Origin of the sequence: Pseudomonas alliivorans (genome assembly GCF_017826695.1) — a bacterium.
In the GTDB taxonomy this organism is placed as follows: domain Bacteria; phylum Pseudomonadota; class Gammaproteobacteria; order Pseudomonadales; family Pseudomonadaceae; genus Aquipseudomonas; species Aquipseudomonas alliivorans.
The window spans coordinates 160,067-181,581 of record NZ_JAFFZW010000008.1; the positions used below are offsets into that span (position 1 = coordinate 160,067).

21 protein-coding genes and 1 riboswitch are annotated in these 21,515 nt (G+C 59.5%); of the genes, 10 read left to right on the forward strand and 11 right to left on the reverse strand.

The window, feature by feature from the left end; translation table 11 throughout:
* Positions 1-6 precede the first annotated feature (6 nt).
* From lepA to rpoE, 5 genes are all read right to left on the reverse strand, one after another.
* Positions 7-1,803: a translation elongation factor 4 gene (lepA, locus tag JTJ32_RS20195; RefSeq protein ID WP_099226159.1), complete on the reverse strand. Its 1,797-nt coding sequence runs from the start codon at positions 1,801-1,803 to the stop codon at positions 7-9.
* Between the two features lie 171 nt (positions 1,804-1,974).
* A complete protein-coding gene (locus JTJ32_RS20200; RefSeq protein ID WP_371321842.1) occupies positions 1,975-3,357 on the reverse strand; it encodes a DegQ family serine endoprotease in 1,383 nt (460 codons plus the stop codon).
* Positions 3,358-3,691: 334 nt separating this feature from the next.
* Entirely contained in the window at positions 3,692-4,648 is a 957-nt protein-coding gene (locus JTJ32_RS20205; protein ID WP_099226161.1) for a MucB/RseB C-terminal domain-containing protein, read from the reverse strand.
* Positions 4,649-4,656: 8 nt separating this feature from the next.
* Entirely contained in the window at positions 4,657-5,250 is a 594-nt protein-coding gene (locus JTJ32_RS20210) for an anti sigma-E factor RseA C-terminal domain-containing protein (protein WP_004881766.1), read from the reverse strand.
* Between the two features lie 33 nt (positions 5,251-5,283).
* Positions 5,284-5,865, reverse strand: a complete 582-nt coding sequence (gene rpoE, locus JTJ32_RS20215; RefSeq protein ID WP_002554912.1) for an RNA polymerase sigma factor RpoE/AlgU — start codon at positions 5,863-5,865, stop codon at positions 5,284-5,286.
* 489 nt (positions 5,866-6,354) lie between these two features.
* On the opposite strand from rpoE, the gene nadB reads away from it, so the two are divergent.
* Complete coding sequence (nadB, locus tag JTJ32_RS20220; protein WP_099226162.1) at positions 6,355-7,971, forward strand: L-aspartate oxidase; 1,617 nt, start codon at positions 6,355-6,357, stop codon at positions 7,969-7,971.
* On the opposite strand, the gene JTJ32_RS20225 is transcribed toward nadB, so the two are convergent.
* Positions 7,940-8,404 carry a protein YgfX gene (locus tag JTJ32_RS20225; RefSeq protein WP_210043082.1) on the reverse strand — a complete coding sequence of 155 codons (465 nt, stop codon included), beginning with the start codon at positions 8,402-8,404 and terminating at the stop codon, positions 7,940-7,942. The genes nadB and JTJ32_RS20225 overlap by 32 nt on opposite strands.
* Positions 8,388-8,642, reverse strand: coding sequence for an FAD assembly factor SdhE (locus JTJ32_RS20230; protein WP_004881759.1), 255 nt, complete (start codon positions 8,640-8,642; stop codon positions 8,388-8,390). The genes JTJ32_RS20225 and JTJ32_RS20230 overlap by 17 nt, the downstream gene beginning before the upstream one ends.
* Before the next feature lie 148 nt (positions 8,643-8,790).
* Between JTJ32_RS20230 and ygfZ the strand changes: the two genes are divergently transcribed.
* On the forward strand, positions 8,791-9,732 hold the full coding sequence (ygfZ, locus tag JTJ32_RS20235) for a CAF17-like 4Fe-4S cluster assembly/insertion protein YgfZ (protein WP_210043084.1): 942 nt from the start codon (positions 8,791-8,793) through the stop codon (positions 9,730-9,732).
* Positions 9,733-9,840: 108 nt separating this feature from the next.
* Positions 9,841-10,662: an HDOD domain-containing protein gene (locus tag JTJ32_RS20240; RefSeq protein ID WP_210043086.1), complete on the forward strand. Its 822-nt coding sequence runs from the start codon at positions 9,841-9,843 to the stop codon at positions 10,660-10,662.
* On the opposite strand, the gene JTJ32_RS20245 is transcribed toward JTJ32_RS20240, so the two are convergent.
* Both JTJ32_RS20245 and JTJ32_RS20250 read right to left on the reverse strand, forming a co-directional pair.
* Positions 10,656-12,047 carry a sensor histidine kinase gene (locus tag JTJ32_RS20245; protein WP_099226166.1) on the reverse strand — a complete coding sequence of 464 codons (1,392 nt, stop codon included), beginning with the start codon at positions 12,045-12,047 and terminating at the stop codon, positions 10,656-10,658. The two genes, JTJ32_RS20240 and JTJ32_RS20245, sit on opposite strands and share 7 nt — an antisense overlap.
* Entirely contained in the window at positions 12,040-12,711 is a 672-nt protein-coding gene (locus JTJ32_RS20250) for a response regulator (protein ID WP_004881751.1), read from the reverse strand. The genes JTJ32_RS20245 and JTJ32_RS20250 overlap by 8 nt, the downstream gene beginning before the upstream one ends.
* 230 nt (positions 12,712-12,941) lie before the next feature.
* Between JTJ32_RS20250 and JTJ32_RS20255 the strand changes: the two genes are divergently transcribed.
* The 5 genes from JTJ32_RS20255 (at position 12,942) to JTJ32_RS20275 (ending at position 17,241) form a co-directional block, all read left to right on the forward strand.
* Positions 12,942-13,118: a hypothetical protein gene (locus JTJ32_RS20255; RefSeq protein ID WP_210043087.1), complete on the forward strand. Its 177-nt coding sequence runs from the start codon at positions 12,942-12,944 to the stop codon at positions 13,116-13,118.
* Positions 13,119-13,192: 74 nt separating this feature from the next.
* Positions 13,193-14,176 (forward strand): Bug family tripartite tricarboxylate transporter substrate binding protein, encoded by a 984-nt coding sequence (locus tag JTJ32_RS20260; protein WP_180274232.1) that lies wholly within the window; start codon positions 13,193-13,195, stop codon positions 14,174-14,176.
* A 62-nt stretch (positions 14,177-14,238) separates the two neighbouring features.
* Positions 14,239-14,697, forward strand: a complete 459-nt coding sequence (locus tag JTJ32_RS20265; protein WP_099226168.1) for a tripartite tricarboxylate transporter TctB family protein — start codon at positions 14,239-14,241, stop codon at positions 14,695-14,697.
* Positions 14,698-14,699: 2 nt separating this feature from the next.
* A complete protein-coding gene (locus JTJ32_RS20270) occupies positions 14,700-16,214 on the forward strand; it encodes a tripartite tricarboxylate transporter permease (RefSeq protein WP_099226169.1) in 1,515 nt (504 codons plus the stop codon).
* Positions 16,207-17,241 carry an AbrB family transcriptional regulator gene (locus tag JTJ32_RS20275; RefSeq protein ID WP_184320932.1) on the forward strand — a complete coding sequence of 345 codons (1,035 nt, stop codon included), beginning with the start codon at positions 16,207-16,209 and terminating at the stop codon, positions 17,239-17,241. The genes JTJ32_RS20270 and JTJ32_RS20275 overlap by 8 nt, the downstream gene beginning before the upstream one ends.
* A 4-nt stretch (positions 17,242-17,245) precedes the next feature.
* Here the strand turns inward: JTJ32_RS20275 and ung are convergent, their stop codons facing one another.
* On the reverse strand, positions 17,246-17,938 hold the full coding sequence (ung, locus tag JTJ32_RS20280) for a uracil-DNA glycosylase (protein WP_099226171.1): 693 nt from the start codon (positions 17,936-17,938) through the stop codon (positions 17,246-17,248).
* Between the two features lie 168 nt (positions 17,939-18,106).
* Between ung and JTJ32_RS20285 the strand changes: the two genes are divergently transcribed.
* Complete coding sequence (locus JTJ32_RS20285) at positions 18,107-19,219, forward strand: enoyl-CoA hydratase/isomerase DspII (RefSeq protein WP_210043088.1); 1,113 nt, start codon at positions 18,107-18,109, stop codon at positions 19,217-19,219.
* A 212-nt stretch (positions 19,220-19,431) separates the two neighbouring features.
* Here the strand turns inward: JTJ32_RS20285 and JTJ32_RS20290 are convergent, their stop codons facing one another.
* Entirely contained in the window at positions 19,432-19,782 is a 351-nt protein-coding gene (locus JTJ32_RS20290) for a hypothetical protein (protein ID WP_180274233.1), read from the reverse strand.
* A gap of 476 nt (positions 19,783-20,258) precedes the next feature.
* A riboswitch (guanidine-I (ykkC/yxkD leader) is annotated at positions 20,259-20,360 on the forward strand.
* Between the two features lie 59 nt (positions 20,361-20,419).
* On the opposite strand from JTJ32_RS20290, the gene JTJ32_RS20295 reads away from it, so the two are divergent.
* Positions 20,420-21,493, forward strand: coding sequence for a putative urea ABC transporter substrate-binding protein (locus JTJ32_RS20295; protein ID WP_210043089.1), 1,074 nt, complete (start codon positions 20,420-20,422; stop codon positions 21,491-21,493).
* Positions 21,494-21,515: the final 22 nt, after the last annotated feature.

A 21,515-nucleotide genomic window follows, 5' to 3' on the forward strand; every position in this document is an offset into this window, starting at 1 on the left:
ACCTGACTATTCCAACCTGAGCACTGCAAGGAAAGCTTCCTGTGGAATCTCCACGTTGCCGACCTGCTTCATGCGTTTCTTACCGGCCTTCTGCTTCTCGAGCAATTTGCGTTTACGGCTCACGTCGCCGCCATAACACTTGGCCAGTACGTTCTTTCTGAGTGCCTTGACGGTTGTCCGGGCCACGATCTGACCGCCAATGGCGGCCTGAATTGCCACGTCGAACATCTGCCGCGGGATCAGTTCTTTCATTTTCTCGGTCAACGCGCGCCCTTTGTAGTGCGCATTGTCACGGTGCACGATCAGCGCCAGAGCGTCGACCTTCTCGCTGTTGATCAGTACATCGAGCTTGACCAGATTGGCCGACTGATAACGGTCGAAATGATAATCCAGCGAAGCATAACCACGGCTGACAGACTTCAGACGATCGAAGAAGTCCAGGACCACCTCGTTCATCGGCAGATCGTAGCTGACTTGAACCTGCGTTCCGAGGAACAGCATGTCGTGCTGCACGCCACGTTTTTCGATACACAGCGTGATGACGTTGCCCAGGTGCTCCTGAGGCACAAGAATATTTGCCCGAACGATAGGTTCGCGCATGTCTTCGATGGCTGACAGGTCAGGCAGTTTGGACGGGTTGTCGACGTAAATCGTTTCACCGGTCTTCAGCAGCAGCTCGAAGATCACGGTTGGCGCCGTGGTGATCAGGTCCAGGTTGTATTCGCGTTCCAGGCGCTCCTGGATGATCTCCATGTGGAGCATGCCCAGGAAGCCGCAGCGGAAGCCGAAGCCCAGCGCGTCGGAGCTTTCCGGCAGATATTGCAGCGAAGAGTCGTTGAGCGTCAGTTTCTGCAACGCTTCGCGGAAGTCTTCGAAATCATCGGAGCTGACCGGGAACAGACCGGCATATACCTGCGGCTGAATGCGTTTGAAGCCCGGCAATACGTCTACATCGGGCGTAGTGCTCAACGTCAGGGTATCGCCGACCGGCGCACCATGAATGTCTTTGATGCCGGCGATGATGAAGCCCACTTCGCCGGCTTTCAGATCGACCGTTGCAGTGTGCTTGGGATTGAAAACGCCGACGCTGTCGACCAGGTGCATCTTGCCGGTGGATTTGACGAGAATCTTGTCGCCTTTCTTCACACGGCCGTGGCGCACACGCACCAGAGACACAACGCCCAGGTAGTTGTCGAACCAGGAGTCGATGATCAGCGCTTGCAGCGGGTCTTCGATATTGCCGGTCGGTGCCGGAATGGTCGTGACCAGACGCTCGAGCACCTCGTCGACACCCATGCCGCTCTTGGCACTGCAGGCGACAGCGTCGGTGGCATCGATGCCGATGATCTTCTCGATCTCTTCCTTGACGCGATCCGGATCGGCCTGCGGCAAGTCCATCTTGTTCAGTACCGGCATGACCTCAAGGCCCTGCTCGATAGCGGTGTAGCAGTTGGCAACCGACTGTGCCTCCACACCCTGACCCGCATCGACGACCAGCAACGCGCCTTCACAGGCCGCCAGCGAGCGGCTGACCTCATAGGTGAAGTCCACGTGGCCCGGGGTGTCGATGAAGTTGAGCTGGTAGGTAATACCGTCTTTGGCCTTGTAGTACAGGGTTACGCTGTGGGCCTTGATGGTGATCCCGCGCTCGCGCTCAAGATCCATGGAGTCAAGCACCTGCGCTTCCATTTCGCGCTCGGACAGGCCGCCGCACATTTGAATGAAGCGGTCGGCCAGCGTCGACTTGCCATGGTCAATGTGGGCGATGATGGAGAAATTGCGGATATGACTCAAATCACTCACGGATCAACACTCAAAAAGGTTGCAGGCAGATTGCCCGCCGAAAAATAGCCGGGAATTGTACCTGAAGGATGCCCGAGGCGTCACGCTTGCAGGTAGACCGATCAGCTTCAGGGTGAATCACAGGCATGAAAAAGGGCGACCGTGGCCGCCCTTCCCCATCAGACCTGGCTGTTATTCAGCCAGCTTGAACGTAATGAACGTCGCACGGCCCTGACGCAGGACGCGCATGGACACGGAACGATCCTTGGGCAGGCTTTTCGCCACATCGGTGAACTGCTTGGCCGACGTGATCGCCTGATTGTTCAGGTGAGTGATCACATCGCCGGCCTGCAGACCGATCAGCGAAGCCGGACCACCGGTGACTTCCTTGATCGCCACGCCACCTTTCAGGTCCAGGGTTTTCTTCTGCTCGGCGGTCAGTTCGATCACCGAGACACCCAGACGGTTGCTGCTGCGCTCGGCACCGGCACCCGGTACGCCGCCCATTTCCTGACCTTCATCCGGCAGTGCGCCGACGGTGACCGTGACGTTCTGACGCTTGCCGTCGCGAATCACTTCAAGTTCGGCCTTGCTGCCGTCCTTGAGGTTGCCGATCAGGTGAGGCAGGTCGGCGGACATGATGATGGGCTGACCGTTGGCGCTCAGAATCACGTCACCCACCTGCAGACCACCCTTGGCAGCCGGACCGTCTTCAAGCACCTGCGCAACCAGCGCACCGGCAGGCTTGTCCAGACCAAAGGATTCGGCCAGGTCCTTGTTCACTTCCTGAATCACTACGCCCAGCCAGCCGCGACTGACCTTGCCGCTGGCCTTGAGCTGATTGGCGACATCCATGGCGACGTCGATGGGAATCGCGAACGACAGGCCCATGAAGCCACCCGAGCGGGTGAAAATCTGCGAGTTGATGCCCACAACTTCACCGGCCATGTTGAACAACGGACCACCAGAGTTTCCGGGATTGATCGCCACGTCGGTCTGAATGAACGGCACGTAAGTGTCATTCGGCAGGCTGCGCCCCTTGGCGCTCACGATACCTTTGGTCACCGAATGGTCGAAGCCGAACGGCGAGCCGATCGCCAGTACCCACTCACCGACCTTCAGCTTGTTGGAGTTACCCAGCTTGGCGGTTGGCAGATCCTTGCCTTCGATTTTCAGAACAGCCACGTCAGTACGCGGATCGGTGCCGACCAGTTTGGCCTTCAGTTCGCTGCGGTCGGAGAGACGCACGAGAATTTCGTCCGCACCATCAATCACATGGTTATTGGTCAGCACATAGCCGTCAGACGAAATGATGAAGCCCGAACCCAGGGACTGGGCCTCGCGCTGACGATCACCTTTGCCCGGCGGACGCGTTCCCGGCGGCATGCTGCGCTCGAGAAACTCACGCAGCATCGGCGGCAGGCCCTCAAGGTCCGGCACCTGCTGATTGGCAATGGCCCGGTCAGGCAGCTTCTGCCGGGTACTGATATTCACCACCGCCGGCGATGCCTGCTCCACCAGCCCGGTGAAGTCCGGCAGATTCTCGGCCTGTACGGCAGCGACCTGTCCGAGCATCAGCACGGCGGCAATGAGGGATAGATAAGATTTCATGCGTGGTATCGACATACGGCTCCCATTCACAACGAGCAAAGTTAAGCAGTACAAGGTCAGCTGACTCAGAGACTCGGCACCGGGCGGCGCTCTTCTCTGACGCTTTTTACGGCCCACAAACGACAAAGGCCAGAGCTGCAAGGCTGTGACCTATAGAAAAAAAAGAGATGTTTTGCAACCTGAAAACCTGACCAAACATTTCAGCATCTCAGCACAGGGCCAGGTTGATTGCAGTCTGGCAGTTCGTCGGGCCCAAGATGAAATTTTTTACATCTTGGGCGCTATTCACAATTTCGAACTACTTTTTCGCCTGGGTTTCGGTACCACGGATGGACAACGCGATACGCTCTGCAGTGCCCAACGGTATCTCACCGACAACGGTTACCATCGTATCGCCTTGAGGCGTGGTCAGACGCCGGGAGACCGCGACGGTAGGGCCCAATTGAGTGCGGATATCGGACGAAGCGTTACCGCTGACAGGCTCTATGAACACCGAAAAGCGCGCCAGACCGTCACCATACATCAGACTGGTCACCGGAGAATGCGAGTCTTGCTCCTTGCGCACACCACTGCTGCTCAGCTCAAAGCCGGGCGGTAGCCAGTCGGAACGCCAGGCGACCGGGGTGACCTGCGCTTTGGCCTTGGCCTTCGCAGCCACTACAGGCTTGCAGTCGGCACTGGCCTGAAGCAATTGATCGGTCGGAGTGGTGGCGGTATCAAGGTCAGTGAACTGGAAACGCTCCAGCAATTGCCCCTTGTCACTCAACAACAGGGATTTCAGCGCAAGGCCGGTCTCATTGTCGATATGCAGTTCCATACCGTAACGATGCTGATCCTTGGGCGTAACCGCCACAATTGTAGTTGCTCGCCCAGCCACTCGCGACTTGCCGACGACTTTCATGTCGTACCAGTCCGAGAGTTTCTTGACGTCGAAATTTCGTGAGGAAGCGCTGGCGCTGGTAACGCCTGCTTCGAGAGTGCCACTGACGCACTGAGTAAGCCCGTCGATGCGTGACACCTCAAGAGCGGAACCATCAAGCTGCAACAAGCGCTCGCTGACCTTGCCTTCCGCTACGCGGTGCCAGATCCGATGGGTAGAGAAACTACCGTTGCGCTCGTAAACAAAAGTACCTTGATAGCTTTGCTGCTGATCAACCTGCCCAAGACGCTTGAGCATGTCTTGGGCATCATCGGCATGCACTGGGAGGGCAAGCCATCCACCAAGCAACAACGGCAGTAGAGGGACGACTCGCATGATCCTCCTTAACGGTTTTCCAGGCTGGCGGCACGAGCGTATGGCAGCGCGCTTTCAGTACCCTTCAACGCTGCTTCCTGTGCATGCTGGCGCAGGTAACCTGGCAGACGCTTGTCACCTTCACCGGCCTGACCTTGCAATACACCGTTGGCCATAGGACCCGGTGCCTGCTCAGCGCTCTCGGTGTAGCCCGCCAGTACAGCCGGACCCTTGACCTGTGGAACAGTGAGGTTGGCAGGCTGTTGGGTCTGTTGCGCCAGCTGCGTACCGGTGATTTCGTCCTGGTTATACAGGCGAACACCAGCCAGAACAGCAACGGTCACCGAAGCGGCAACGGCCAGACGACCCAGCGAGCGCCACGGACCGCGGGCTGCTTTAAGGGGGCTGACTTCATCGGCAATTGCAGCGGACACGGCCGCCGAAATGTCCAGATGAGGCATCAGCAGTTCCTTGTGCATGGCTGCACGGGCAATCTGATAACGCGACCATGTGGCACGTGTATCTGCATCGTCAATGGCATTCAATACCCGACGCAATTCCAATTCGTCCGCTTCATTATCCATCACTGCGGACAGCGATTCCTGCAGGGCTTCACGACTCATGGCGGGTTCCTCTCTTGGGCTATCGCCGCTGTCTCAGGATTCCTGCAACAACGGCTGCAGGGCTTTATCGATGGCTTCCCGAGCGCGAAAGATGCGAGAGCGCACGGTACCAACAGGACATTGCATGACGCTCGCAATGTCTTCGTAACTCAGACCATCGAATTCACGTAAAGTTAGTGCCGTACGCAAATCCTCCGGGAGAAGCTGGATGGTCCGATGGACTGTGCCCTCGATCTCATCCCTCAACAATGCACGCTCCGGCGACTCGATGTCCTTGAGGCCATGATCGCCATCGTAGAACTCCGCGTCCTCAGACCTTACATCGCTATCAGGCGGTCGCCGACCTCGCGACACCAGATAGTTTTTCGCCGTGTTGATGGCGATGCGATACAGCCACGTGTAAAACGCACTGTCACCGCGGAAATTTCCGAGTGCGCGATAGGCCTTGATAAAAGCCTCCTGCGCAACATCCTGAGCCTCATGGGTGTCGTGCACGAACCGCACGATCAACCCTAGAATCTTGTGCTGATACTTCAGCACCAACAGATCAAATGCCCGCGTGTCCCCGCGCTGTACGCGCTCGACAAGCTGCTGATCCTCTTCCTGGGTTAGCATGAACACTCCTCATTGAGCTTAAAGGAGCGTTGCAACTGATATTGTTCAGGCTCGCAAACATAGACTCGGGCTTTTCGCAAAAGTTCTCCCCCTTCAAGCAAGTTTCCTACAGGCAGTCATAAAGCCTGCAAGAAAAACGCAGCTCGACCGGATCGGCTGCGTGAATAGTCTTGTCGTCAGATGCACAGTCGATGATCACTTATCTAAACCTGAGCATGCCGACGCTGTTCCTTTATAGGCAACCTGCTATTGAGCCTGGATCCCGGTGAAAAGTTCCGTCAGCACAAACGCGGGCGTGAACGCAAACTGCATCCTCCCTACGAATCGATGAATGTATTTCAAGGATTGAAGCAGAGCAAAACGGTATGCATCAAAGCGGAGACTGGAGCACAATCGTCACCCGCCGTGGTTTCACATTGCCATGAGGCGCGGCTATTGTGCCGATCCCCCTATACTTATACTAGTGGCCGCCGAGAGCAGAATTCACAGATGAGCCAACATTTTCAGCACGACGTACTGGTCATCGGCAGCGGAGCGGCAGGCTTGAGCCTTGCGCTGACCCTTCCATCCCATCTGCGCATCGCGGTTCTGAGCAAGGGCGACCTGTCCAACGGCTCCACTTTCTGGGCTCAAGGCGGTGTCGCTGCTGTGCTCGATGACACTGATACGGTGCAATCGCACGTCGAAGACACACTCAACGCCGGTGGCGGCCTTTGCGACGAAGAGGCCGTACGCTTCACGGTCGAACACAGCCGCGAAGCCATCCAGTGGCTCATCGATCAGGGCGTGCCGTTCACCCGCGGCGACCATGCTGACACCGAGGAAAGCGGCTTTCAGTTCCACCTGACCCGTGAGGGCGGTCACAGCCATCGTCGGATCATTCATGCTGCAGATGCCACCGGCGCTGCGATTTTCAGAACACTGTTCGAGCAGGCCAGCAAACGTCCCAACATCGAACTGCTCGAACAACGCGCCGCCATCGATCTGATCACCGAACGCCGACTGGGTCTGGAAGGCCAGCGCTGCCTGGGCGCCTATGTGCTGAACCGTAAAAGCGGTGAGGTCGATACCTATGGAGCACGCTTCACGATCCTCGCGTCTGGCGGCGCGGCGAAGGTCTATCTCTACACCAGCAACCCTGACGGCGCGTGTGGTGATGGCATCGCAATGGCCTGGCGTGCTGGCTGTCGAGTGGCGAATCTGGAATTCAACCAATTCCACCCGACCTGCCTTTATCACCCGCAGGCCAAAAGCTTTCTGATCACTGAAGCACTGCGCGGCGAAGGCGCTTACCTGAAACTGCCGAACGGCGAACGCTTCATGCCTCGTTTCGACGAACGGGCAGAACTGGCACCCCGCGACATCGTGGCACGCGCCATCGATCACGAGATGAAGCGCTTGGGCATCGACTGCGTCTATCTGGATATCAGCCACAAACCCGAGGCGTTCATCAAAACGCACTTTCCGACGGTTTATGAGCGCTGCCTCGAGTTTTCAATCGACATTACCCGCCAGCCGATTCCGGTCGTCCCTGCCGCGCATTACACCTGTGGCGGCGTGATGGTCGACAGCCAGGGGCATACCGACGTGCCGGGGCTATACGCGATTGGCGAAACCAGTTTCACTGGCCTGCACGGTGCCAACCGAATGGCCAGCAATTCGCTGCTGGAATGTTTCGTCTACGCGCGCTCGGCGGCGCAGGACATCGAGAAACAGTTGGGCGACATCCAGATGCCAGTCGATCTTCCGGCCTGGGACGCCAGCCAGGTCACCGACTCGGACGAGGACGTGATCATTGCCCACAACTGGGACGAGTTGCGCAGATTCATGTGGGACTACGTCGGCATCGTGCGCACCAATAAGCGCCTGCAGCGCGCCCAACACCGTGTGCGACTGTTACTGGATGAGATCGACGAGTTTTACAGTAACTACAAAGTCAGCCGTGACCTGATCGAGTTGCGCAATCTGGCGCAGGTGGCCGAACTGATGATCCGCTCGGCCATGGAACGCAAGGAAAGCCGCGGACTGCACTACACACTGGATTATCCGGACCTGCTGCCCGAAGCGCTGGACACTATTCTGACACCACCCACCTACGTCGGCTGAATTTCAGACGTACGCGCAGACGTCGGTGAATATCCGGCGCTTGCGCATCGAAGGGGATGCAGCAGCTGTGGACCTGCCGACCGGGCCGCCCGCCACTGACCAGACGAAAGCGCAGAATCACGACCAGCGGGAGCGCCAGACTATCCTTGCATAACTGCACAGGCTGCCAGCCGCCTCGCTCGCTCCAGACCCGCCAGCCCTGCGAATCACGCTGCAATCCGGTGAACGAGCCGGGGCGCTTCAGCAATATCGACGCCGGCAACACCCAAGCCGCGTGAGCGACGCACAACGCAGCGCCCATCGCTGCGATCAGAACCGGAACATCCAGCCAATACAGCGCAGACAGCGAAAGCACCTGAACCAGGGCGTACGCCGTCAGCAGCAGACGCGACGCCTGCCAGTGACACTCGAAGCGATCATTTGGGCTGAACACGGTCCAGAATCATGCGAACCATGCGCTGCAACTCAGGATCTTCGGACTCGGCACGCTGCATGAACCAGCCGAACATGTCCTGATCCTCACAGGTCAGCAGGCGGCGATACAGATCGCGGTCCACGTCATTCAAATGCGGATAGACCTCACGGACAAACGGCACCAGCAGCACGTCCAGTTCGAGCATGCCGCGGCGGCTGTGCCAGTAAAGGCGGTTGAGTTCAACGTCTTCGACCATGGAGCGCTCCTCAAAGTAGGCGGCGAGTATACAGCCGTGAGCCGGCAGCGCGAATCGCGCAATGGTCGCAGCAGTTTTCATGTACCCGTATTCAGATTCACGACTGGGCACTATGATGTGCCCCAGACTTTTCCCATTTGCGATGACCATGGCCCACTCAGCTTTCTTCTGCACGCTATCCCATGAGGGCGTTCTTGCCGTTCGCGGCGTGGATGCCAGCAAGTTTCTGCAGGGACAATTGACCTGCAATTTCAATTACCTGAGCGAAGACCGCTCGAGCCTCGGTGCGCGCTGCACCCAGAAAGGCCGGATGCAGTCCAGTTTCCGCGTCGTGTTCGAAGGTGACGGCTGCCTGCTGGCGATGGCCCGGGAACTGATCGAACCGCAACTGCTGGACCTGCGTAAATATGCAGTCTTCTCCAAGTCAAAGCTGACTGATGAAAGCGCCACCTGGGTGCGCTTCGGCCTGCAGGAGGGTGACGGTGCTCTGGTCAGCCTGGGGCTCGATCTGGCGCAGGAAACCGATTCGGTATCGCGTGCCGACGACCTCATCGCAATTCGTGTCTCGCCTGCGCGGGCGGAGCTCTGGGTGCGTGCCGAACAGGCCGAGAGCGTTAAGTCGCGACTCGCTTCGCAGCTGGAAGAGGGCTCACTCAACGACTGGCTGCTCGGCCAGATCCAGGCCGGTATCGGGCAGGTATTCATCGAGACCCGCGAAGAGTTCATCCCGCAGATGATCAACCTGCAGGCGGTGGGCGGTGTCAGCTTCAAGAAAGGCTGCTACACCGGGCAGGAAATCGTGGCGCGCATGCAGTACCTGGGCAAGCTCAAGCGCAGGCTTTATCGGCTGTCCATGCAGGGCGACGAGATTCCGGCTCCCGGTGTCGCGCTGTTTTCCCCAGTGCACGCCAGTTCGTCGGGCAACGTTGTGCTCGCGGCACGGTCAGAGCAGGGGATCGAGTTGCTGGCAGTGCTTCAGGCCGATGCCGCAGAAAGTGGCGAGGTGCACCTCGGCGCTGCGGACGGCCCTTCCCTGCAATTGCGCGAGCTGCCCTACACACTGGACAGCAAGCTCGAAACGCAACGATAACGCGAGCGAACGCTCCCGTTTTTCCATGGTCATTACAGCACCCGGCATTCCGGCGCCCACAGGGCGCCCGGAACACTCTGGACACCCCTAAAGGCTGCGAGACGCAACATGAGCAAGATGGCTGACGAGGTGCAGAGAAACTTGATCAAGGCCATCGACAGAGATGCCTTGTTTCTCCCTACCCTGCCGGAAGTAGCACTGAAGATTCGCCTTGCCGCCGAAGACACCGAAATCAGCATCGCTGCGCTGAGCAAGGTCATCGGCAGCGACACTGCCCTGTCCGCTCGCCTGATCAAGGTGGCGAACAGCCCGTTGCTGCGACCCAATTTCGAGGTCAGCGACGTGAACACGGCGATCCGCCGTCTGGGCGTCAACTACACCTGCAACCTGGCCATCGGCCTGGTGGTGGAGCAAATGTTCCACGCCAAGTCGGAAGTCATCGAGCAGAAGATGCGCGAAATCTGGAAGCAGAGCCTGCAGGTGGCCGGGATCAGCTATTACCTATGTCAGCAGTACACCAGCCTGAAGCCGGATCAGGCCACGCTGGCCGGGCTGATCCATCTGATCGGGATCCTGCCGATCCTGACGTATGCCGAAGACCACTTCGATCTGCTCGCCGATCCGGTCAGCCTCAATCACGTGATCGACAACATTCACCCGGTCATCGGCGAGCGCCTGCTGCGCTCCTGGGATTTTCCGGAGCCGCTGGCCTCGGTGCCGGGCAAATTCCAGGACTTTACCCGCGTCTCGAAAAGCCCGGACTACATCGACCTGGTACAGGTCGCAACGTTGCACATTCACAAGAACACCGACCATCCCTTCAGCCTGATCGAAATCGCAGACCTGCCCGCCTACAGCCAGCTGCGCCTGAGCAGGGCCGCTGGCATGCTCGGTGCGGAAATGGACGACGCCAAGGACATGCTCTACTGAACCTGAGTCGCACTGAAGCTGACCCTGACTTTCAGACCGCGCTCGGCCCCGTCGTGTAAGGAAATACGGGCGAGATGGGCGCGACAGATTTCCCCGACGATGGCCAGTCCCAGCCCGGCACCGCTGCCCTGCTGGCTGCGACGATAGAAACGTTCGAACACCCGCTCGCGCTCCGCCTGCGGAATTCCGGGTCCGTCATCTTCGACTTCAAGAATGCCCGGCGCGTAGACCCTCAGGACAACATTGCCGCCGGACGGTGTGTGGGCCAGTGCATTGTCGATCAGGTTGCTCAGCAATTCGTTGAGCAGGGTCGGCTCGCCGCGCAGCCAGACCGGCTCTTCGGCCTCCAGCGCCAGTGCTACGCCGTGCGAGTGCGCCAGTGGCGCCATCGCCATGCCCAGCTCACGTGCCAGTTGACTGAGGTCCAGTTGCTGCGCGCCGCCTTCGGCAATCGCTCGGGCGCCGTTTTCGATGCGCGCCAGTGACAGCAACTGGTTGGCCAGATGAGTCAGGCGATCGGTTCCCAGCGCGGCGGACTCCAGTGTCGTGCGCCATTGCTGCGGGTCGCGTTCACGCAAGCCCAGTTCCACACGGGCCTTGAGCGCAGCCAACGGCGTGCGCAATTCGTGGGCGGCATCGGCAATGAATTGTGCCTGGCGCTCGAACTGCAGGCGCAAACGCTCGGTGAAGTGGTTCAACGCACCGACCAGCGGTCGAAGTTCATGCTGCACCTCGACCATCGGCAGTGAACGCAAATCGTCAGGCTGGCGTTCCTCGACCGCTGTGCGCAGACGCTCCAGCGGACGTAGCGCAGCACTGACCGTGAACCAGACCAGCAGCAACGCACCGCCGCCCAGCATGCCCAGCCGCAGCAAGGTATCGGCCATCAGACTGCGGGCCATGCCCTTGCGTGCTTCCTGGGTTTCAGCGACGCGGATTTCCGCCGTGCCGTTCATGCCCGGATCGGTTACCGGTTTGAGCAGACTGACGACGCGTACGTCCTGGCCCTGATACATCCCGTTATAGAACTTGGCGAGTGCCGGATAATCGTCGGTTCGCAACGTCCCCGGCGGCGGCGACGGCAGGTTTTCGTAGCCGGAAATCAGCTTCTGGTTGATGTCGTTGACCTGGTAATAGATCCGCCCTTCGCTGTCGTAGGCGAACGTATCCAGCGCCACATAGGGAATGTCTGCACTCAGCGTTCCGTCGCGCTGAGTCAGACCGGCAGCGATGGTGCGCGCCGACGCCAGCAGTGTGCGGTCATAGGCCGTGTCAGCCACTTCGCGTCCGTTCCAGTAGGCGCTCATGCCGCTGGCCAGCATCAGCACGACCAGCAGCAATGCCAGATTCCACAGCAGTCGCCAGCGCAGACTGTCGTTAATCATCGCGGCTTTCCAGCAGGTAACCCAGGCCACGGAACGTCACAATGGCCACCGAGTGCCCGTCGAGTTTCTTGCGCAGACGGTGCACGTAGATTTCGATGGCGTCAGGGCTGGCTTCCTCGTCGAGCCCGAATACCTGAGCCGCAAGCTGCTCCTTGCTCATCACCCGACCGGGCCTTGCGATCAGCGCCTCAAGCACCGCCTGTTCGCGAGAGGTCAGGGTCAGCAGTTCGTCGCCCAGGGTGAAACGACGCGTGTCCAGATCGTAGGCCAGCACGCCGCAACGCTGCTGACGTTCGCCGCCCAGCACGCTGCGTCGTAGCAGCGCTTTGACCCTGGCTTCCAGCTCGGACAGTTCGAAAGGCTTGGCCAGGTAATCGTCCGCACCCAGATTGAGACCATGCACCCGGTCCTTGACGTCACTGCGTGCCGTCAGCATCAGTACCGGCAGATTCTTGCTGCGCGCCCGCAAACGGGCCAGCACTTCGAAACCATCCATACGCGGCAGACCCACGTCGAGAATCGCGACAGCGTATTCCTCACTGGTCAGAGCCAGGTCGGCAGCCACGCCATCGTGCAGGACATCGACGGTCAAACCCGCGCTCTTGAGCGCCTGCGCGACACTCTCAGCCAGTTGCAGATGATCTTCAACGAGAAGAACACGCATCGCCGTCTCCTGTTATGGGTGTTGTTATCGGGAATGGTCGTTGCGGAGTTTACAGGCGCTTTGCACCCTGTGAAGTACAGAAACAACTCGAAGGCGTTCGGCGACACATTGAAAGGTAAATGAAAGGTTTGTCATTTAGCATCGCGGCACGACCCGCCAAAGGGTACGTGAACAGGGCGCCCGGATGCGTCTGAAAATAAAAACAATAAAACGGTAAACGGAGTCACATCATGTCAATGCCTTCCCGGCTCGACAGTTCGTGCATTGCATTCAATTTCCGGCCGTCCCGGTCGATCCGCTTCATGCTCGCCCCGTCATGGCACGACGCTGCCCCCGGCGCTCTTCCCGATATTTTCAGCACTTCGATGCAGTTATCTGCAGCCCTGTACCTGCCCGTCGAACCATGACGTTACGGGAAGTACCTGATAATCGAACACGCTGAACAGCTTTCCACATCCAAAAACAAAAACATCTCAGGAGACTGAACATGAAACTTTCCTTGCGTCAGCTAGCCATGACCGCCGGTTGCATGCTGGTTGCCACCCAACTGCTTGCCGAGCCCAAGCGCCCGGAATGCATCGCACCGGCCTCGCCGGGCGGTGGCTTCGACCTGACCTGCAAGCTGATCCAGAGCGCGCTGATCAATGAAAAAATCCTCAACACCCCGATGCGGGTGACCTACATGCCCGGCGGCGTCGGAGCTGTGGCTTACAACGCGGTGGTCGCACAACGTCCGGCCGATGCCGGTACGCTGGTCGCATGGTCCAGCGGGTCGCTGCTCAACCTGGCGCAGGGCAAGTTCGGGCGCTTCGACGAAAACGCCGTGCGCTGGCTGGCGGCCGTCGGCACCAGCTACGGCGCGATCGCGGTGAAGAGCGATTCGCCTTACAAAAACCTCGACGATCTGGTGAAGGCACTCAAGGCCGATCCAAGCAAAGTCGTCATTGGTTCCGGCGGCACCGTGGGCAGTCAGGACTGGATGCAGACCGCACTGATCGCCAAGGCGGCCGGTATCAATCCGCGCGAACTGCGCTACGTGGCGCTCGAAGGTGGCGGCGAAATCGCTACGGCCCTGCTCGGCGGTCACATTCAGGTTGGCAGTACCGATATCTCCGACTCCATGCCGCACATTCTCAGCGGCAACATGCGTCTACTCGCGGTCTTTGCCGAGAAGCGTATCGACGAGCCGGAAATGAAAGACATTCCGACGGCCAAGGAACAGGGTTACGACATCGTCTGGCCAGTGGTGCGTGGCTTCTACCTCGGACCAAAGGTGAGCGACGAAGACTACAACTGGTGGAAAGCCTCGTTCGACAAGGTATTGGCCTCGGAAGACTTCGCCAAACTGCGTGATCAGCGCGAGCTGTTCCCGTTTGCCATGACCGGCCAGGAGCTGGACACCTACGTCAAGAAACAGGTGGCCGACTACAAACTGATGGCCAAGGAATTCGGCCTGATTCAGTAATTGAACCCGATTGACTGACTTTCGGTTGCGCCTGCCTGGCGGGCGCGACTCAGGAGCTTTTCATGGTCATACAACGCATTTTCGCGGGTGTCCTGCTGATGGTCTGCATCGGCCTGGCCCTCATGGCCTGGCCGTATCAGGCGCCCTTCTCTTACGAGCCTGTAGGTCCCAGGGCCTTTCCGCTGCTGATGCTCGGCCTGATGGGCATTGCCTTGCTGTACATGCTGATTCGTCCGACGCCCATCGTACACAGCGAAGACGAACCGCCGCTGGACCGCGAAACGCTGGTCAAGATCGGTATCTGCATCGCCCTGCTGCTGGTCTTCGCCGGCCTGTTCGAACCGCTGGGCTTCATTCTCAGCAGCATCCTGATCGGCATACCGATGGCGCGCCTGTATGGCGGTCGCTGGGTGCCCAGCGTGGTGGTGGTGATTCTGATGAGCGTCGGCCTTTACCTGCTGTTCGATAAAGCCATGGACGTTCCACTGCCTTTGGGCCTGCTCAGCGTTCTGGAGAATTAAACATGGATACCATCAGTTATTTGGGCCAGGGCTTCGGCGTTGCCCTGACGCCTTACAACCTCGTTACCGCGCTGTCGGGCACGTTGATCGGCACCGTCGTCGGCCTGCTGCCGGGGCTGGGCCCGATCAACGGCGTCGCGCTGTTGATTCCCATCGCGTTCGCGCTGGGCCTGCCGCCCGAGTCCGCGTTGATCCTGCTGGCTGCGGTTTATCTGGGCTGCGAATACGGCGGCCGCATCAGTTCGATTCTGCTGAACATTCCGGGCGAAGCGTCCACCGTGATGACCACTCTGGACGGCTACCCGATGGCCCGCAACGGTCTGGCGGGCGTTGCGCTGTCGCTCTCGGCATGGAGTTCGTTCATCGGCGCTTTTATCGCCACCTGCGGCATGGTGCTGTTTGCACCACTGCTGGCCCGATGGGCGATTGCCTTCGGCCCTGCGGAGTACTTCGTGCTGATGGTGTTCGCCATCGTGTGCCTGGGCGGAATGGCCGGCGACAAGCCGCTCAAGACGTTCATTGCAGCACTGATCGGGCTGTTCCTGTCCGCCATCGGGATTGATGCCAACAGCGGCGTGTACCGTTTCACCGGCGACAATATTCACCTGGCGGACGGTATCCAGTTCGTTGTGCTGGTGCTGGGCCTGTTTTCCATCAGCGAGATCCTGTTGCTGCTGGAAAAAACCCACCGCGGTCAGGAAGCGGTCAAGGCCACCGGGCGCATGATGTTCAACCTCAAGGAAGCGGCGGCGGTGTTCACGGTGAACATTCGTTGCGGCTTCATGGGCTTCATTCTGGGCGTATTGCCAGGTGCGGGCGCCACACTTGCCAGCGCCGTGGCCTACATGACCGAGAAGCGCATTGCAGGGCCGACCGGTAAATTCGGTCAGGGCGACATGCGCGGTCTGGCAGCCCCGGAAACCGCCATTGGCGCAACCGCGTGCGGTGCGCTGGTGCCGATGCTGACACTCGGCGTTCCCGGCTCCGGCACGACGGCTGTGATGATCGGCGCCCTGTCGCTGTACAACATCACCCCTGGGCCAATGCTGTTTCAACAGCAGCCAGACCTGGTCTGGGGCCTGATCGCGTCGCTGTTCATCGCCAACATCATGCTGGTGATCCTGAACATCCCGATGATTCGCATCTTCACCCGCATCCTGTCCGTGCCGAACTGGGCGCTGGTGCCGGTCATCGCGATCATCACCGGGATCGGTGTCTATGCCGTACACGCCACCACGTTCGATCTGTTTCTGATGGTCGGCATCGGTATCTTCGGCTACATCCTGCGCAAGCTGGATTTCCCGCTGTCGCCAATCCTGCTCGGGTTCATTCTTGGCGGCCTGATGGAGCAGAATCTGCGTCGTGCACTGTCGATCTCCAACGGCGAACTGGGGATTCTCTGGGCCAGCCCGATCACACTCGGCGTCTGGGTGCTGACTGTGTTCATGCTGCTGTTCCCGCTGATCCGTATCTGGCGTAAACGCGCCAGACAGCGTTCCGCCCTGACCAATGTCTGATTCGTCACTGCGTAACTGGTGGCCGACCCCGCTGGTCGGTCTGCTGGGCGGTTACCTCGCCAGCCAGGTCGGCTGGCCGCTGCCCTGGATGGTCGGCTCGTTGCTGGCGATCATCCTGGTGCGCTGCCTGACACCCTGGCAGATCACCCAGATTCCAGGCGGCCGCAAGTGCGGCCAACTGGTTATCGGCATCGGTATCGGCCTGCACTTCACCCCTGTGGTGATCGAGCAGGTGCTGGCGCACTTCGGGCTGATTTTCTTCGGCGCGCTGATCACCAGTCTGTCGTGCCTGGTGGGCGTGTGGCTGATGCTGCGCACCGGCGAGGACCGGCCTACGGCCTTCTTCTCCAGCATGCCGGGCGGTTCCGGCGAAATGGTCAATCTCGGCGCACGCAATGGCGCGACCCTGAGCAGCGTCGCCGCCGCACAGAGCCTGCGCGTACTGGCGGTGGTGCTGTGCGTCCCGGCAATCTTCAAGTACTTGCTGGGCGATGGTGCCCCCGTGCTGCACGCCACCAGTGTCGACTGGCGCTGGCTGGCGTTTCTGCTGCCGTTCGGCGCGCTGCTGGCCTGGCTCTGGCAACGCCTCAAACAGCCGAATCCGTGGCTGTTCGGACCGCTTTTGCTGAGCGCCGTGGTCAGTGTGGTCTGGGACCTGAAAATCGGTTTGCCCCACGGAGCCAGCCAACTGGGCCAGTTGCTGATTGGCAGTGGGCTGGGTTGTCACTTCAATCGGGAATTCTTTCGTCGTGCACCGTCGTTTCTGGGACGCACGCTGTTGGGAACGGCACTGACCATGTTGATCGCCGCCCTCGCCGCCTTCGGCCTCAGTGCATTGACTCATCTGGATCTGCGTTCGCTGACGCTGGGCATGATGCCGGGCGGCATTGCCGAAATGAGCCTGACGGCCGAGGTGCTGCAATTGTCGGTGCCGCTGGTCACGGCGATGCAGGTGATGCGTCTGCTGTTCGTGCTGTTTCTGGCCGAGCCGCTGTTCCGGCGCTGGAACAGACGACTCGCAGACTGACGCCTCAGATATTCGGCAAGCGCCAGTCAATCGGCGTGATGCCGTTCTGCTCCAGATACTTGTTGGCCCGTCCGAAATGTCCGTTTCCAAGAAAGCCTTTATAGGCCGACAGTGGCGAGGGATGGACCGAGGTCAGGACCAGATGCTTGGTCGCGTCGACCAGCTTCTGCTTGCTCTGCGCATGAGCGCCCCACAGCAGAAATACCAGATGCGGCTGGTGCTGGCTGACCACCTGAATGATCCTGTCAGTGAAATGCTGCCAGCCCTTGCCTGCGTGAGACGCCGCATTGGCCCGCTCCACGGTAAGGGTGGTATTAAGCAGCAGTACACCCTGATCGGCCCAGCTCTGCAGGCAGCCATGGTTGGGAATATCAATGTTCAGGTCGCGCTTCAGTTCTTTGTAAATATTGACCAGCGAAGGCGGCGTCGGCACGCCAGGCTGCACCGAAAAGCACAGACCGTGGGCCTGATTGGGGCCGTGGTACGGATCCTGGCCAAGGATCACGACTTTCACGTTATCCAGCGGCGTGGAGTTCAGCGCGTTGAAGATCAGCGGGCCCGGCGGATAGATTTCCTTGCCTGCGGCGTGCTCCTGACGCAGAAACTCGCGCAACTGTTGCATGTAGGGCTTTTCGAACTCTTCGCGCAGCGCCTCTTTCCAACTGGGTTCAAGCTTGATGCGGTCGTCGCTAGTCATGGTCACATCCGGTAAAAACATTGCGCGGACACTAGGAAAGCTGACTGCCAATGTCAAATGTCCCCCATCGATTCCGTCGATTTCCTACACTGCATATTTCCCCCTGCAACTTAATGACGCCGCACAAAGACCAACAATGAGGTCGGCGTCTTTCCAGAGAGGGTCACGATGAACCTGCAATTCGAAGAACTTCACGCCCAGGGTGGCGTACGTATCGGAGTCGCTACGCTGGACGCCGAGAAATCGCTGAACGCACTGTCGCTGCCAATGATTCTGGCGCTTCAGGACCAGCTCGACGCTTGGGCGGGCAATCCACAGATAGTCTGCGTGCTGCTGCGCGGCAATGGCGCGAAAGCCTTCTGCGCCGGGGGCGATGTGCGCACGCTGGTAGAGACTTGCCTCAACGATCCCGGCACGGTGCCATCGCTGGCGGCGCACTTTTTCGGCGCTGAATACCGTCTGGACTACAGCCTGCACACTTACCCGAAGCCACTGATCTGCTGGGCGCACGGTTACGTGCTGGGCGGCGGTATGGGATTACTGCAGGGCGCCAATATCCGGATCGTCACCCGGAGCAGTCGGCTGGCTATGCCAGAGATCAGCATCGGGCTTTATCCGGATGTTGGCGCGAGCTGGTTTCTGTCCCGCCTGCCGGGAAAACTGGGGCTGTTTCTGGGCCTCACCGGTTCGCACATCAACGGACGTGACGCGCTGGATCTTGATCTGGCGGACCGTTGCCTGCTCGACGAGCAGCAGCCGGACCTGATCGAAGGCCTGCTGCAACTCAACTGGCAGGAACAGACCGATGTGCAACTGAACAGCCTGCTCAAGGCGTTGCAACATGAAGCCGACAGCCAGCTGCCAGAAGCGCAGTGGTTGCCGCGCCGGGCGCAGATCGATGCGTTGCTGGACGTGGGTAATCTGGTCTGTGCCTGGCAGGCCATCAGTCACTTGCAACAGCAGGACGATGCATTGCTGGCCAAGGGCGCGAAGAACCTCATCGAGGGCTGTCCGGTTACTGCGCATCTGGTGTGGGAGCAGATCAGCCGCGCGCGTCACCTGTCACTGGCACAGGTGTTTCAGATGGAATACGCCATGAGCCTGAACTGCTGTCGTCATCCGGAATTCAGTGAGGGCGTGCGGGCCAGACTGATCGACAAGGACCACACGCCGCACTGGCACTGGCCGGATGTCAGCAAAGTACCGCCTGCGGTGATCGAGGCGCACTTCGAGAAAGTCTGGGAAGGACGGCATCCGCTGGCGGACTTGTCGGAGTATTGAGCCTACGTGAACCCGTGCAGTCCTTGCCGGTCATGCCCTAGGGTCTGCCCCCATCGCTATACACACGTCCGCCTCAACACCGAGCATGCCCATCGCTCCGCGTGGGCATGCAACCCACGACGCTCCGCGCCCCATTCGAGAGCAGACGCGGAGCGTCCCGGGCTGCGTTACCACGCACAAGCGTGGAAACGATCATCGCTGACGCGTGAGCATCAGCGATGCCCGCCGCGCCCTTCTCCACGGCCACGCCCGTCACCTCTTCCTCCATGATCACGACCGCCGCCATGTTCCCAGCCGCGGTTGCTGCGGTAGTCACCGCGATAGCCACCGTTGTCACGGAAGCGGTCGTTGCGCCAGCCATAGCCGGGTGGGCGACCCGGCTGGTAATAGCGCGGTCCCGGTGGCGGCCCGTAATAACGGGGCTGGGTGTAATACCGGGGTTGCGGTTGGTAATAGCGCGGTTGAGGCGCCACGTAGATGCGCCGCTCCTGGTAATAAGTGGAGCGGTAGCCATTGTCAAAACCGTACCCGCCAGCGACGACCGTCGTCGGTTGCGTGTACACATCGGATTCGTAGTAACCAGGGCCTCCATAACAACCGGCAAGGAAGAGGGTCAGCAAAACGATAAGCGAGGGTCTTCGATACATGGCGGCCTCCTGGACCGCGATAGGGCACAAACCAGCGACGCTGGTCGGCGTCCGCCAAAGCGGTTGGCGGACGAAGGTTAAGACACTGAAAAGACGATCCAGTGCGCAACCGGGCATCCCGTCCGTCCGCTTGAACGCTTCCAAAAACGCCTGTAAAGCCCTGAAATCAAGGCTTTCGGACCTGTCACGATTTCTTGCAAAGATGCTACAAAACGTTTCAGCAAGCGCCTCATCAAGGTGCAGCCATGCACCAGCACAAGGCATATCCCTGCCCTCCACTGCGTCTGATAATACGGCAACCCTTGCCATACGGGCCTTCCGGCGAGTTGGCACAACTCTCGCTTAGTCCATCCCGTGCAGGAGTCAACACACGGTTCGCGGCACCACAATTTGCAATAGCTGACTAGGGTTCCGGCTTGCCATAGGCAAGTGGCTGGTCCGAGAGTTGGCGACCTCCAGTAGAGGTTACACGGCGGGACAAAAGCCCGGGAGACAGGACACCAGTGGTGTCACGTTGCTCCTGGCCGCCCTTTTCACTACTGGAGATTTCTCGATGCTCAAGTCAACGTCACGTCTCTCGGGCCTGCTCTGCGCCGGTCTTCTCGCTGCATTGAGCTTCTCGGCGAACGCCGCTCCCAAGGATCACTTCAACGTCTGCTGGACCATCTACGCAGGCTGGATGCCGTGGGAATACGCAGGCACGCAGGGCATCGTCGACAAATGGGCCAAGAAGTACGGCATCAAGATCGATGTCACCCAGCTCAATGACTACGTCGAGTCGATCAACCAATACACCGCCGGCCAGTTCGATGGCTGCACCATGACCAACATGGACGCCCTGACCATTCCAGCCGCCGGTGGTGTGGAAAGCACCGCACTGATTGTCAGCGACTTCTCCAACGGCAATGACGGCGTGGTGCTCAAGGGCGAAGGCAAGAAGATCACCGATCTGAAGGGCATGGACGTCAATCTGGTCGAACTGTCGGTTTCCCACTACTTGCTGGCCCGTGCGCTGGACAGCGTCAAACTCAGTGAGAAAGACCTGAAAGTGGTCAATACCTCGGACGCCGACATTGCCGCGGCCTTCAACACCGATGATGTTCAAGCCGTCACCACCTGGAACCCGATGCTTTCGGAAATCAAGGCCAAACCGGGCGTCACCGAAGTGTTCAATTCCAGCCAGATTCCAGGCGAGATCATGGACATGATGGTGGTCAACACCCAGACCCTGAAAGACAACCCGGCGCTGGGCAAGGCACTGACCGGCGCGTGGTTCGAAGTGGTCGCGCTGATGAACGCCAGGAATGCGCAGAGCAAGGTTGCACTTGAACACATGGCCAAGGCCTCGGGTACCGACCTGGCCGGATTCCAGTCGCAACTGGACACCACCAAACTGTTCGCCACGCCCAAGGAAGCGCTTGAGTTCGCCACCAGCAAGCAACTGCCTGAAACCATGGGCAAGGTCGCCAGTTTTTCGTTCGCGCACGGTCTGCTGGGTGAAGGCGCCCGGGATGACAAGGCCGTCGGCATGACCTTTGCCAACGGCGTGACCACCGGCGACAAGGGTAATCTCAAGCTGCATTTCGACCCCAGCTACGTGCAGATGGCCGCCGACGGCAAGCTGTAATTCACGTTCCGCACAAAGGTCT